We start from the raw sequence: 14,163 nt of genomic DNA, 5'->3' as shown, positions 1-14,163 counted from the left end.
CGTCCCCCCGCCGGTCAGCGCTTCCGGGCCGCACGTCAGGACTATCGCTGGCTGGTCGTGACGGTCGTACCCGGGACGTCCGAGGCCGCGGACACACCGCTCGAGACGGTGGCACCGTTCGGCAACCGAGTGGTGACCCGGCAGGCGGTGACGTCGTTGCGGAGGTTCTGCTGCAACGGCTGCAGCCGGCGGATGATGTCGTCCAGCCGGGATGCGTTGAGGGAACGGACGGCGTCGGCGACGTCCTGGACGAGCGCGTAGGCGTCCTGCGCCTCGTTGATCGCCCGCAGGCAGGCGTCGTTGACGCTGACCTCCGCCGTAGCACCCGACGACGGTGCGGGCATGGCCGACGTCGACGGTGACACCGCGGACGGGCTGGTCGTCGCGGGCGTGGCCACAGGTGCCGGACTGCCCTCGCTGAGCAGGCCGACGACCACCGCGCCCACCACCAGGCCCAGCACGAAGGTCGCAGCCGCAAGCCACCAGCGCACGGCCCTCCCGGGCCGGTCCGTTCGGCGGGGCGTTCCAGTGGGCGTGGCCATCGGTCCTCCACGGCGTCCGGTCGGCGGCATGATCCGGCGGTCGGTGTGACGCGACCTGGTGGCCACGCTAGCCCGGGTGCCGCCGGGTGGCGGCGGGGACCTCCCCGGTAGCGTCTCTGACTCCGGATGGTGTCCAGTCCGGGTAGCCGATCCGCCGGCGACCTGCGCACGACTCGAGTGCTGCGTCGCGTCGAGGCTTGCGGAAAGGGGGGCCACGGCTGGCAACGCCCTGCGATGGCTGCGTCACGCCCCCGGGCGTGCTCTGCGCGTCGTGGGGCGGACGTACGTCAGGGCCGTCGTGGCCGGCCGATGGTTCATCCTGGTCGCCTGGGTGGCCCTGACCTTCGCGGTCTCCGCCGCACTGCCGTCGACAGGCCCGGGCGGGGGCGGGGAGATCGGCAGTCTGCTGCCGCGGGACAGTCCGGCGGTCGCCACGCTGCAGCGGTCGCTGGCACAGTTCGCGGTGCCCGTCCTGTCGGAGACGTCAGTGGTGGTCCACGACCCGGCCGGACTGAGCCTGCTCACGCGGGCGGACGTGGCGCTGTGGGCACTGGCCCATGTCCAGGCCGCCGACGACGGAGCCGTCCCGTCCGGACCGGGACACATCGTCGCGGCTGTGCCCATCCCGGTGGCGACTGCGCAGACCGCGGTCACGTACCTCTACCTGTCCGGGGGGACCGGGCAGCTCGACGGGGTGGGTCTGGCGCAGCAGTACGCGGCGCACTTCCACAACCAAGCATCGGTGCAGACCTTCGTCGCCGGGGTCAGCCCGGCCCAGGTCCGACAGAGCCACTATCTCACCGACTATCTCGGGTACTTCGAGACCGCCACGCTGGTGCTGATCACGGTCGTGGTCGCCGCCGCCTTCCGGTCCGTCGTGGCACCGCTAGCCGTCCTGGCGGTCGCCGGGCTGGGCTACCTGGTCGCCGTCCGGCTGCTCGGCCTGCTGGCCGCAGCGCTGGGCTTCGCCATGCCGGAACAGATCCAGCCGCTGCTGGCGGCGCTGCTGATCGGCGTCGTCACCGACTACTGCGTGCTGTTCTTCTTCGGCTTCCGCGACCAACTGCAGCAGGGTCGGCAGGCCCACGGCGCCGCGCGGCGATCGGCGGCGTCCGACGGCCCCATCGTCGCGGTGGCCGGCATGACCGTGGCCGCTGGTACGGCCGCGCTGTTGGCCGCCAACTTCCCGCTGTTCCGTGCGTTCGGTCCGGCCATGTCGCTGACCATCCTGGTCGGACTGGCCGTGTCACTCACCCTGGTGCCGTCCTTGATGGCCATCCTCGGGCACCGGTTGTTCCTGTCGTGGGACCCGGCGAGCTGGAGTGCCCGACCGGCGGCCGGGACCGCCCGTCAAGCCGGGCGGCTCATCCGCATCGTCGCCGACCGCCGCGGCGCCGCAGTGGCCACCTCGATCGGCGTCGGCATCCTGGTCCTCGCCGCCCTCCCGCTCGGCGCGCTGCGACTGGATCTGTCCTTCACCTCGGGACTTCCCGCGGACGACGCGGTCAGCAAGGGCGCGGCCGTCCTGGACGCCGCGGGCATCCGCGGTATCACCGCCCCGACAGAGGTGCTGCTCGAAGGACGGGGCATCGCGGCCCAACGACCGGCGTTGACCCGCCTGCAGACGACCATCGATGCGCAACCGGGAGTGGCCGCCGTCCTCGGCGCGGCGCAGAACCCGCTGCCGGAGGACTACGGGATCGTCGTCTCCCGGGACGGCAACGCCGCGAGGTTCGTGGTCGTCCTCGACAGCGACCCGTTGGGGGCCCGGGCCATTGCCGACCTGCAGCAGCTGCAGGGGCGCCTGCAAGCGCTGGCCGACGGGTCCGGGGTCGTGGGTGCAACGGTGTCGGTGACCGGCGAGACGGCGATCGCAGCGGAACTGGCAGAGATCACCCGGGAGAACCTCTGGATCACGCTGCTGGCGGCTCTGGCTGTCGAGCTGGTCATCCTGGTGATCTACCTGCGCGCGCTCGTCGCCCCGCTGGCACTGCTGCTGTGCAGCGCCCTGGGTGTCGCCGCCACCCTGGGCCTGACGGTGCTGGTCTTCCAGGAGTGGTTCGGCGACTCCGGCCTGACCTTCTACGCTCCGTTCGCCACCGCGGTGCTCCTGCTGGCCCTCGGCTCGGATTACAACGTGTTCACCGTCGGATCGATCTGGGACGAGGCGCGCCGACATCCGCTCAGTCGGGCCATCGTCCGGGCCATGCCGGCCACGTCGAGGGCGGTCAGCACGGCGGGCATGATCCTTGCCTCCACATTCGCGATGGTCGCGATCATCCCCATCGGCACGTTCCGCCAGGTGGCGTTCACCATGACCGCCGGCCTGCTCATCGACACGTTCCTCATTCGTCCGGTGCTCACGCCGGCCGTCCTGACGCTCCTCGGCTCGGCGGCAGGCTGGCCCAGTCGGCGGATCCGCACCGTGCGCCTCGGGCGGGACGACCTCCGCAAGGAAGTCCGGGGTGACGAGCAGGATCGGGACCGCCAGGATGTCCGGACGAGGGCAGCGGACGAACGACGGCCGGAGGAGGCCCGACAGTGACGCAACCCGGACCCGCGGGGCGGGAACCGGGGACATCGGTCCCCCCCACCGGTGCCGGCTGGAACGGCCGGTCGCGGACGGTCGCCCTGGCACTGTCGGTCGTCATCGGCACGCTGGCACTGCTGTGGGTCGCTGACTGGCTGTCCCGGCTGGGCGCCCAGAGTCTGCTGGCGCGCAGCGTCCAGGACGAGACGGGCTCGCCCGAACGGCCGTCGGTGACCATCCACGGCACGGTCTTCCTCCTCCAGGTGATCCGGGGACGCTACGACCAGGTCGACGTCGACATCCCGCAGCTGTCCTCCGGTCCGCTCCGCCTGCAGCGCGTCCACGCCGAACTCCAGGGGGTGCACCTGCCCTTCCACGACGTGCTCGTCCGGAACGCCAGGCAGGTCGTCGTGGACCGCGCGACCGAGGACGCCTTCCTGTCCTACGACGACCTGAATCGCTACCTCCGGTTCACCGGACGCAGCCTCACGGTCGAGTCCGCAGGGTCCGGCAAGGTGACCGTTACCGGCACCGTTCGCATCCTCGGCCGGGAGGTGTCCGTATCGGCCGACGCGACGCTGGCCGCGCGAGGGGACTCCGTGGCGGTCACACCGGGTCGGCTGCACACCGACACCTCCCTCGACCGCGCCAGCGAGATACTGCTCGGGGAGCGGCTGACACTGCTGGTACCGCTGGATCCCTTGCCGTTCGGCCAGCTGCTGACCAGCATCCGGACCACCGAGCACGGTCTGCAGGTGCAGGCAACGGGTACCGGCGTGGTGCTGGCGTCCTGACGGGCCGGACGCCGGTCGCACCCTCCAGACCCGCCTCGTCGTTCGCCGGCAGCCTGCGACGGTCGAGCGACGGTGTGATCGCCTCCGCGTCGCCGACCGCAAAGCGGGGCACCGTCCTTTCGACCGTCGACCGACGGTCGGGTGTGGCGACCGTGGCGGCACGGGTGCCGTACCCGATGGGGAAGGCAGGAGCAGCGATGTTCTACGACGGCGTCGGCGGCCTGGTCCGCGTGCTCGTGGTCGGCGTGCTGGCCTACCTCGCGCTGGTCGTCCTGCTGCGCGTGTCGGGCAAGCGCACGCTGTCCAAGCTCAACGCCTTCGACTTCGTCGTCACCGTCGCCCTCGGGTCGACCCTGGCCACGGTCCTGCTCACCACGGGTGTCGCCCTGGCGGAGGGCGTCCTGGCGTTGGTATTGCTCGTCTGCATGCAGTACGTCGTGGCCTGGGCGTCCGTGCGCAGCCGCCGTGTCGAGCGGTTGGTCAAGTCCGAGCCGACCCTGGTCTACCGCGCAGGTTTCCTTCATGCCGCGATGCGCCGGGAACGCGTCACGGCCGACGAACTCCGGCAGGCGGCACGGAACCAGGGCCACGGATCGCTGGACCAGGTCGCCGCAATCGTGCTCGAGACGGACGGGACACTGAGCATCCTGACGGACACGGAGCAGCCGCCGGACGTACCGTCGTGAGGCGCGGTCCGGAGGCGGGAACTCGCGAAAACCGGTGAGGACACGTGCTCCGCGGCGCGCTTTGCCGATGCACGGGCCGGTCGACGGCCCCTCCTGGCGGCGCGCCGGAACGACGGTCTCCGAGTGGGTTCCGGGTATCGTGGTGGCGGTGTGACCGGCTCCTGTCCGCCCGGGCGTGCGCCCGTGGCGGCCTTGCTGGTGACCGTCCCCTGGCGGGGCCGGTGTCGGGCGGGTGAGGGAACGGCCGATCCCATCCGACGGCCGGACGGCGATCGCCAGGTCGTACCGGCGTCTCCGGGCCCGGGCGGGCCGGCACGGCGCGCCCGCAACGGCACGTCGATCCGGGAGGAGTGACGGACAGCTGTGACGCAACGCATCTCGGTGGCCTCCATCGACCCGGAACGCCTGCGCGGCGTCATCGGTGACGAGCGGGCGGACCGGTTCGGCGCAACGGCGCAGGACGTCCGGCAGGCGATCGGGGACCGCGTGGTGCTGTCGATGAACTCGACGGCCAGCGGGGGCGGCGTCGCCGAGATGCTGCCGCAGATGCTCGGGTACGCGCGGGGGGCCGGCGTGGACGCCCGGTGGAGCGTCCTCGACGGCAACCCCGACTTCTTCGCCGTCACCAAGCGGCTGCACAACATGCTGCACGGCTCGGCCGGTGACGGCGGGTCCCTGCACGGCCCGGAGCGCGACGCGTACGAGCGGGTGCTCGCGGACGCATCCGCGGACCTGGACGCCGAGTTGGCGGCCGGGGACATCGCCGTCCTGCACGACCCGCAGACGCTCGGCCTCGCGCCACGGCTGCGGCGACGCGGAGTGCGTGTCGTGTGGCGCTGCCACGTCGGCAGCACCACCACCGACGAGCACACCGAGCAGGCCTGGCAGTTCCTCGAGCCCTACTTCGACCACGTCGACCGGTTCGTCTTCTCGGTCGAGACGTTCGCGCCCGGGGCCGTCGCCGCCGACGAGGTGACGATCATCCCACCGTCGCTGGACCCGCTGGCCGCAAAGAACCGACCGTTGTCCGATGGGGACGTCCGCGACGTGCTCGCGCACTGCGGTCTGGTCCAGGGCTCGACGGGCGGCCCGGTCCGGATCCGCGGTGACGGTCCGCCGGTGGACGTCCGTCGGCGGGCCGACCTGGTCCAGCTCGGTCCGCCGCCGCCGCCGGATGCGCCGCTGGTGGTGCAGGTCTCGCGGTGGGACCGGCTCAAGGACATGGAAGGCGTCCTGCAGGGGTTCGCCGACCACGTCGCCGACCTCGACGACGTGCACCTGGTGCTGGCCGGGCCCAACGTCTCCGGGGTGGCCGACGACCCGGAGGCGACGGCCGAGCTGCAACGGTGTATCGATCTGTGGCGGACCTTGCCGCACGAGCGGCGGGCACGGGTGCACCTGGCATGCCTACCGGTGGCCGACCGCGACGAGAACGCCGTCATCGTCAACGCCCTGCAGCGCGCCGCCACGGTGGTGACGCAGAAGAGCCTGGCCGAGGGCTTCGGTCTCACCGTGGCCGAGGCCATGTGGAAGGGCCGACCGGTGGTGGCCAGCGCCGTGGGCGGCATCCCGAGCCAGATCGACGACGGGGACAGCGGTCTGCTGCTCCAGGACCCGACGGATCTGGCCGGTTTCGGTCACCTCGTCCGGCGCTGCCTCGATACCGGCGTCAGCGGGCCGATCGGCCGGGCGGCCGCCGACCGTGCGTCCACGTTCCTGCCGGACCTGCAACTCGAGCGTTGGGCGTCCGTGGTTCGCGCCGTCCTGGGCTGAGGTCGCGGTCGGTCCTCTCCGGTGCCGCGGTCGTTGCTGCCGGCACCGGGCCGAACCTCCCGTCACCCGACCGAGGGCGTCTGCTCGGCACCGCTGTTGCCGCCCTCCCCGCCGCTGTCCTGCCGGGCGAAGAAGGAGACCTGGCCGTTGGCCTCCAGGACCGCCAGCCGGATGTCGGACAGCCGCTCGAAGCCCTGCTGCCGGGCCGCGGCCATCAGGTCGTCGAGCGACATACGTTCCCGCCGCAGCACCGTCATGTCCGGTTCGCCGTGGTCGACGATCAGCACCGCGACGCCGTGCGTGATGGCCCGCAACCGGGGCCACCGGGTGTTGGCCCAGGACAGGGCGATCGTCAGCAAGGTGAACACCGAGATGGTGAGAACCCCGCCGGTGAACGAGTAGTCCTGCTGCGTGACGGCCTGCTGGACCATGTCGCCCATGGTGATGAACAGGATCAGCTGGAAGGTGCTGAGCTCTCCGACGGTCGACCGGCCGACGACCCTGGTGATGATCCACAGGAACAGGAACATCACCGCAGCGCGGTAGACGATCTCCACGGGCGCGGGCCTCCGTCTCGGTCAGGGCACGAGGGTGGTGTGGGCGCGCACGGACGTGATCGAGGTCCTGTCGAGGAGCAGCTCGACCGTGACGTCCTGCCCGATCTGGCTGGCCGGCTGGATGTAGGCGTCGAAGTCCGCACTGAACCGGGTGCCCTGGTCCGGCGTGGTGAACTGCCACTGGACGGTGTCGCCGTTCGCCGTCTCGTCGGCGGCCTCCGGGTTGAGCCCCTGCGTCTCGAAGATCGCCAGGTACGCACGGCTCACCCGTAGCACCAGCGTGGCGCCGGCGAACGGCTGCGGGGCGGTGACGTCGATGCTGAACGGGACGTCGAGTCCCGCCCGCGCGAAACGGGGATAGGTCAGGGTCATCGAGTAGCCCTTGGCCGACGACGTCACCGTCGCCGACCGGACACCGAGCAGACCGGCGCCGGCCACCACCACCACCGCGAGCAGCACCAGGGTGGCCAGCCGCCGCCCCCAGGTGGCGGGCCACGGCGCGCCCCCGGTGCGGACGTCGGACAGCGTCGAGCCGGGCGCGCGGTCCAGTCCGGCCGGCGGGTACGACCCATCCTCGGGCATGTCGATGGCATATCACAGGCATACCCGCGGTCCTGCCGCCGACCCGCGGGACCGCCTTTCGGCCGGGGCCTCCGCCCCGTGGGCGGCCGCCGAGCGGCCGCCCACGGGGCTCACTCCGGCTGCACGGGCTCCGGGAGCCGGAGCAGGACCCCGCCCGGACCGGGCACCGAGACGCTGTCACCGTCGACACGGATGGTGTCGTCGGTGGCCAGCACCAGCTCGCAGCCCGCCGGGACCGGCAGCGCGGCCGGCTCCGCGGAGAAGTTGGCCAGCAGCACCAGCTGTCCGCGCGTCACGGTCAACGTCCGCGACGCGTCGTCCGCGGTGGCCGTCACCCGGTACAGCCGGGGATCGGTCAGCTCCGTCTCCGCGCGCCGTAGCGCACCGAGCGCCCGGTAGAACCTGAGCACGTCGGCGTGGTCGCCCCCGTCGGGTTCCGACCAGTCGAGCTTGGACCGGGTGAAGGTCTCCGGGTCCTGCGGGTCCGGCACGGTCGCCGGGTCCCAGCCCATCTTCGCGAACTCCTCGATCCGGCCCTCGGCGGTGGCCTTGCCCAGGTCGGGTTCCGGGTGGGAGGTGAAGAACTGCCAGGGCGTGGAGGCGCCCCACTCCTCGCCCATGAACAGCATCGGCGTGAACGGGCTGGCGAACAGCACCAGGGCACCGAGTTTCAACGCGGCGGGGGGCAGGGTCGCGGTGAGCCGGTCGCCGATGGCCCGGTTGCCGATCTGGTCGTGGTCCTGCGCGAAGACCACGAACCGGGAAGCCGGCATGCGGGGCACGTCGACCTGGCGCCCGTGCCGCCGGCCGCGGAACGTGGACAGCGTGCCGTCGTGGAAGAAGCCGCGCTCGAGCACCTTGGCGAACGCCGACAGTGAGGCGAAGTCCTCGTAGTAGCCGGTGGTCTCGCCGGTCAGCGCGACGTGCAGGCAGTGGTGGAAGTCGTCGCTCCACTGCGCGGTCAGACCGTAGCCGCCGGCCTCCCGGGAGGTGATCAATCGCGGGTCGTTCATGTCCGACTCCGCGATCAAGGTCAGCGGCCGGCCGAGATGAGCGGCCCGGACGTCTGTCTCGACCGCCATCTGCTCCAGCAGGTGCACCGCGCGGTGGTCCACCAGGGCGTGCACGGCGTCCAGCCGCAGGCCGTCGACGTGGTAGTCCTCGAACCACATCGCCAGGTTGTCCAGGATGTAGCGGCGGACGACGTCGGAGTGCTCGCCGTCCAGGTTCATCCCGGCGCCCCAGGTGTTGGCCCGCTCGGTGTGCAGGTAGGGCCCGAAGGTGGGCAGGTAGTTGCCGCTGGGCCCGAGGTGGTTGTAGACGACGTCCTGCACCACGGCCAGCCCCGCCGCGTGGCAGGCGTCGACGAACCGTTGGTATCCGGCCGGGCCGCCGTACGGCTCGTGCACGGTGTACCAGAGCACGCCGTCGTAGCCCCAGTTGTGGGTGCCGTTGACGCCGTTGACCGGCAGCACCTCGACGTGGGTGACCCCCAGGTCGACCAGGTGCGGCAGCCGCTCGGTGGCCGCGTCGAAGGTGCCCTCCGGGGTGAAGGTGCCGATGTGCAGCTCGTAGACCAGCCCGCCGGCCAGCGGACGTCCGGTCCAGGCGGTGTCCCGCCACCGGTGGGCCGACGGGTCGAACACCGCGGACCGGCCGTGGACGCCGTCCGGCTGGCGACGCGACCGCGGGTCGGGCAGCACCGGCAGGTCCTCGTCGCCGGAGCCCGCAGCCGCACCCGCCTCGTCGCCGTCGGCGTCCGTGCCTGCGGGGTGCACGCGAAAACCGTAGGTCTGCACCGCCGTCCCGTCCGGGACCCGGACCGTCCACCAGCCCTCGGCGGCGGCGGTCATGGGGTGGGTGGTGTCCTCGACGACCAGGTCGACGGCGCCGGCCAGCGGCGCCCAGACCTCGAAGTAGCCGTCGCGGGTGTGGACGGCGGCGCCGGCCTGCGTGCTCATCGGTCCTCGGTCCTGGTCAGAAGGGCGACGGGGTAACGGGCCAGCAGGTCGCCGACCGCGACGACACCGCGGAGCGCCGGTGCGGCCGGGTCCTCCCCGAGCTGGTCCTGCCAGGCGCCGGGCGGCAGCGTCAGCGTGGTGCCGACCCAGCCGCCGCGCTCCGCCAGCCCCACGGGCAGGCGGGTGCCGACGGCGAGGACGCCGCCCCGGTCCACGCCCACCAGGTGCTGGGCGGCGGGACCGTCGGCGGTCAGCGGGCGGTAGCCGGTGAACAGCTCCGGCCGGTCCCGGCGCAGTCGCAACGCCCGGGACACCACGAGCAGCTTGGCGGCACCGGACTCGTCGACCTCCGGACGCCAGCCTCCGTCGATCCGCTCCAGGAGCTCCGCGGCGGCCCGGTGGTCGACCGGCCGCCGGTTGTCCGGGTCGACCAGCGAGGTCTCCCAGCGCTCGCTGCCCTGGTACACGTCCGGCACCCCGGGCCCGGTCAGCTGCAGCAGCTTGGCGGTCAAGGAGTTCGACCAGCCCGGGGCGGCCAGCCGTTCGACGACGCCGACCAGATCCTGGTGCAGCACCGGGTCGTCGTAGACGGCGTCCACCAGCGCATGCATGGTCTCCTCGAACGCGGTGTCCGAGTCGGTCCAGGCGGTGCTCACGCCCGCCTCTCGCGACGCCTTCTCCGCGTACGCGTGCATCCGCTCCCGGGAGATCGGCCACGCGCCGACGACGGCCTGGAACAGCAGATTGGCCAGCGGCCGGTCGGACAGCGGGGTCCGCACGGCCCAGCGGCGCACCGCGGCCGCCCACAGGTCGGGCAGCTCGGACAGCACGGAGATCCGGGCGCGGACGTCCTCACCGCGCTTGGTGTCGTGCGTCGACATGGTGGTCATCGCGTGCGGCCAGGCGCCGAGCCGCTCGAGCTGCGCGTCGTGGAACCGGCGCGGTGTCACGGCCCACACCGACGGGTCGGCACCGACCTCGTTGAGCGAGGTCAACCTGCTCCACCGGTAGAAGGCGGTGTCCTCGACGCCCTTGGCCATCACCATGCCCGAGGTCTGCTGGAAACGGGTGGCCACCTCGGTGTCCGGGTCGGTCAGCCGGGGGAGCAGCACGTCCAGCACGGGTGCCAGCTCCGGCCGGTGCAGCCGCACCGCGGCGGCGGCCTGGTCCAGGTGCGCGCGGCCGACCGGCAGGTAGCTGCGGTACACCGGGAAGCGGGCGAGCAGCTCCCCGAGGGTGTCCGCGACCAGCTCGGCCGGCGGCTCGAGGGCATCCGGCCCCTGGGTCACCAGCCGGGTGAGGCGCAGCACCTCGGCGTGCAGGATGCCGTCGGCGATGCCACGCTTGGTCGAGGCGATCATTGCCGGCCAGTCGACCGGGGTGCCGCCGCGCAGCTCCGTCTCCAGCCGGTCCAGCGGTGCCTGGCCGGCCGGGTCGACGAACAACCGGTCGAGGACCGCGAGCGCGTCGTAGCCCGTGGTGCCGTGGCACGGCCAGGCGACCGGCAGCTCCTCGCCCGGTTCCAGGATCTTCTCGACGAGCAGGTAGGCCCCGCCGGTCAGGTCGGAGAGCCGCTCCAGGTACTGGCCCGGGTCGAACAGCCCGTCCGGGTGGTCCACCCGGAGCCCGTCCACCCAGCCCTCGTGGAACCAGTGCGCGACCTCGCTGTGCGAGGACGCGAACACGTCGGGACGCTCGACCCGGACGGCCGCCAGGTCGTTGACCGCGAAGAAGCGACGGTAGTTCAGCTCGTTGTCGGCGCGCCGCCAGTTGACCAGCCGGTAGTGCTGGCGCTCGTGCACCTCGCGGCCGGAACCGCCCTCGGTGCCCGGGGCGACGGGGTAGCGGTGGTCGTAGTAGGCCAGCTCCCCGTCGACGACCTCGAGCTGGTCCAGCTCGGCGTCGCCGCCGTCGCCGAGCACCGGCAGCAGGATCTTGCCGCCGCCCGCCGCCCAGTCCACGTCGAAGGCGTCGGCGTGGGCCGACTCCCGGCCGTGCTGCAGCACGTCCCACCACCACAGCGAGTGCTTGGGCGTGGCGACACCGACGTGGTTGGGGACGATGTCGACCAGGACGCCGAGCCCGGCGCCGTGGGCGGCGTCCGCGACGGCCCGCAGGCCCTCGCGGCCGCCGCGCGGCTCGTCCGTGGTGCCGTGGTCGATGACGTCGTAGCCGTGGGTGGAGCCGGGCTCGGACGCCAGGATCGGCGACAGGTAGACCCAGTCCGCGCCGAGCGCGGACAGGTACGGCACCAGACCGGCGGCGTGCTCGAGGTCGTCCTCCGCGGTGACCTGCAGCCGGTACGTGGAGACGGGCAGCCTCACTGGTCGTCGTCCTTCTTGCGACGGGACCGGGTGCCGGTGCCGCGCTTGCGCGGCTTCGACGCCGGTGCGTCGTCCTGCGCGGCGGCGTCCTGCCCCTCCGCCGGCTGGCCCGGCCCGGCGTCCTCGTTGGCCGCCCGCTCCTGCGGGACGGCCGTCGGTCCGTCGTCGACACCCGAGCCCAGCGGCCGGACCTGGACCGCCTCGGCGGGCAGCTCCTCGGGGCGGGCCGGGGCGACCGGCTGCGGCGGCGGCGGGATGGACGGCACGGCAGCGGTCGGGTGCAGCGTCGGCGCGGCGGGCTCGGGTTCGGCCAGCGCGCGCAGCACGACGACGCCCTTGCCGGCGACCGAGACGTGCTCGCCCGCCTTCATCGGGTCGTTCGGGTCGGGCAGCCCGGCGGTGTTCACCACCGTCTCCCACGACGGGCCGTACTCCTCGCTGGGCAGTGCGAAGTCCAGCGGCTCGTCGTGGGCGTTGAACATGAGCAGGAAGGAGTCGTCGACGACCCGGGCGCCGCGGCGGTCCATGCCGCGGATGCCGTTGCCGTTGAGGAACACCGCGATGGACCGGCCGAAGCCGGAGTCCCAGTCCTGCTGGGACATCATGTCGCCGGACGGGTTCATCCAGACGATGTCCGGCAAGGGCTCGCCCTCGCCGCGGCCGGCCGGCCGTCCGTCGAAGAACCGCCGGCGCCGGAACGTCGGGTGCTGGTGCCGCAGCCGGCTCAGCGACGCGGTGAACTCGATCAGTCCCTCGTCGGCCTTGGACCAGTCCACCCACGCCAGCTCCGAGTCCTGGCAGTAGGCGTTGTTGTTGCCGCCCTGGGACCGTCCGAGCTCGTCGCCGTGGGCGATCATCGGCACGCCCTGTGACAGCAGCAGCGTCGTCAGGAAGTTGCGCTGCTGGCGGGCGCGCAGCAGCAGCACGTCCAGGTCGTCCGTCGGTCCCTCGACACCGCAGTTCCAGCTGCGGTTGTGGGACTCGCCGTCGTTGTTGTCCTCGCCGTTGGCCTCGTTGTGCTTCTCGTTGTAGGACACCAGGTCGGACAGCGTGAAGCCGTCGTGCGCGACGACGAAGTTGATGGACGCCACCGGCCGCCGGCCCGAGTTCTCGTACAGGTCCGCGGATCCGGTGAGCCGGGCAGCGAACTCGCCCAGGGTGGCCGGCTCGCCGCGCCAGAAGTCGCGGACGGTGTCGCGGTACTTGCCGTTCCACTCCGTCCACTGTGGCGGGAAGTTGCCGACCTGGTAGCCGCCGGGGCCGATGTCCCACGGCTCGGCGATCAGCTTGACCTGCGAGACCACCGGGTCCTGCTGGACGAGTTCGAAGAAGGTGGACAGCCGGTCGACGTCGTAGAACTCCCGGGCCAGGGTCGCCGCCAGGTCGAACCGGAAACCGTCGACGTGCATCTCGGTGACCCAGTAGCGCAGCGAGTCCATCAGCAGCTGCAGCGCGTGCGGGTGCCGGACGTTCAGCGAGTTGCCGGTGCCGGTGTAGTCCATGTAGAACTGCTGCGAATCGTCGACAAGCCTGTAGTAGGCGGCGTTGTCGATGCCGCGGAAGGACAGCGTCGGGCCCATGTGGTTGCCCTCGGCGGTGTGGTTGTAGACCACGTCGAGGATGACCTCGATGCCGGCGGTGTGCATGGCCTTGACCATCGCCTTGAACTCCTGCACCTGGGCACCCCGGTCGCCGAAGGCGGCGTACTCGTTGTGCGGCGCGAAGAAGCCGATGGTGTTGTAGCCCCAGTAGTTCCGCAGTCCCTTGTCGAGCAGGGTGCTGTCCTGGACGAACTGGTGCACCGGCATGAGCTCGAGAGTGGTGACGCCGAGCCGGGTCAGGTGGTCGATGATCGCCGGGTGGGACAGGCCCGCGTAGGTGCCCTGCTGGCTCTCCGGGATCTCCGGGTGCAGCTTGGTGAGCCCCTTGACGTGCGCCTCGTAGATCACCGCCTCGCTGTACGGGATCCCCGGCCGCCGGTCGCCGGCCCAGTCGAAGTACGGGTTGATGACCACCGAGTGGGCCACGTACGGCGCGGAGTCCTCGTCGTTGCGCGAGTCCGGGTCCCCGAAGTTGTAGGAGAACACCGCCTGGTTCCAGTCCCAACCGCCGGCCACGGCCTTGGCGTAGGGGTCCAGGAGCAGCTTGTGGGGGTTGCAGCGGGCGCCGCTGCTCGGGTCGTATGGGCCGTACACCCGGTAGCCGTAGCGCTGCCCCGGCTGCACCGTCGGCAGGTAGCAGTGGTGGACGAAGCCGTCCACCTCCGGCATGGGGACGCGCGTCTCGGTGCCGTCATCGCCGATCAGGCACAGCTCGACGCGGTCCGCCACCTCGCTGAACAGCGCGAAGTTGGTTCCGGTCCCGTCGAACGTCGCGCCGAGCGGGTAGGGCGTCCCGGGCCAGATATCCATGTC

10 protein-coding genes are annotated in these 14,163 nt (G+C 72.0%); 4 read left to right on the top strand and 6 right to left on the bottom strand.

The features are described from left to right. Positions 1-41: 41 nt before the first annotated feature. Positions 42-491: a hypothetical protein gene (locus IEY37_RS05415; protein ID WP_188940484.1), complete on the bottom strand. Its 450-nt coding sequence runs from the start codon at positions 489-491 to the stop codon at positions 42-44. Positions 492-813: 322 nt separating this feature from the next. On the opposite strand from IEY37_RS05415, the gene IEY37_RS05410 reads away from it, so the two are divergent. The 4 genes from IEY37_RS05410 (at position 814) to IEY37_RS05395 (ending at position 6,325) form a co-directional block, all read left to right on the top strand. Further along, complete coding sequence (locus tag IEY37_RS05410; RefSeq protein ID WP_229673928.1) at positions 814-3,087, top strand: MMPL family transporter; 2,274 nt, start codon at positions 814-816, stop codon at positions 3,085-3,087. After that, complete coding sequence (locus IEY37_RS05405) at positions 3,084-3,866, top strand: LmeA family phospholipid-binding protein (RefSeq protein ID WP_188940483.1); 783 nt, start codon at positions 3,084-3,086, stop codon at positions 3,864-3,866. Before IEY37_RS05410 ends, IEY37_RS05405 begins: the two co-directional genes overlap by 4 nt. A gap of 197 nt (positions 3,867-4,063) precedes the next feature. Then, positions 4,064-4,552 (top strand): DUF421 domain-containing protein, encoded by a 489-nt coding sequence (locus IEY37_RS05400; protein ID WP_188940482.1) that lies wholly within the window; start codon positions 4,064-4,066, stop codon positions 4,550-4,552. 363 nt (positions 4,553-4,915) lie between these two features. Beyond that, entirely contained in the window at positions 4,916-6,325 is a 1,410-nt protein-coding gene (locus IEY37_RS05395; RefSeq protein ID WP_188940481.1) for a glycosyltransferase, read from the top strand. A gap of 62 nt (positions 6,326-6,387) precedes the next feature. Here IEY37_RS05395 and IEY37_RS05390 read toward each other — a convergent pair whose 3' ends face one another. The 5 genes from IEY37_RS05390 to glgX all read right to left on the bottom strand — a co-directional run bounded on the left by IEY37_RS05390 (position 6,388) and on the right by glgX (position 14,160). Next, complete coding sequence (locus IEY37_RS05390; RefSeq protein ID WP_188940480.1) at positions 6,388-6,882, bottom strand: DUF421 domain-containing protein; 495 nt, start codon at positions 6,880-6,882, stop codon at positions 6,388-6,390. A gap of 21 nt (positions 6,883-6,903) precedes the next feature. After that, on the bottom strand, positions 6,904-7,464 hold the full coding sequence (locus tag IEY37_RS05385; RefSeq protein WP_188940479.1) for a hypothetical protein: 561 nt from the start codon (positions 7,462-7,464) through the stop codon (positions 6,904-6,906). A 110-nt stretch (positions 7,465-7,574) separates the two neighbouring features. After that, positions 7,575-9,425: a malto-oligosyltrehalose trehalohydrolase gene (gene treZ, locus IEY37_RS05380; RefSeq protein WP_188940478.1), complete on the bottom strand. Its 1,851-nt coding sequence runs from the start codon at positions 9,423-9,425 to the stop codon at positions 7,575-7,577. Further along, positions 9,422-11,749 (bottom strand): malto-oligosyltrehalose synthase, encoded by a 2,328-nt coding sequence (treY, locus tag IEY37_RS05375; RefSeq protein ID WP_188940477.1) that lies wholly within the window; start codon positions 11,747-11,749, stop codon positions 9,422-9,424. The genes treZ and treY overlap by 4 nt, the downstream gene beginning before the upstream one ends. Next, the gene (gene glgX, locus IEY37_RS05370; RefSeq protein WP_229673926.1) at positions 11,746-14,160 is read right to left on the bottom strand and encodes a glycogen debranching protein GlgX; all 2,415 of its coding nucleotides are present in this window, start codon (positions 14,158-14,160) and stop codon (positions 11,746-11,748) included. The genes treY and glgX overlap by 4 nt, the downstream gene beginning before the upstream one ends. Positions 14,161-14,163: the final 3 nt, after the last annotated feature.

It is taken from the genome of Nakamurella endophytica, assembly GCF_014646215.1.
Classification (GTDB): Bacteria; Actinomycetota; Actinomycetes; order Mycobacteriales; family Nakamurellaceae; genus Nakamurella; species Nakamurella endophytica.
The sequence above is the reverse complement of the archived record's forward strand: the minus strand, read 5'-3'. Positions and strand labels throughout refer to the sequence as shown.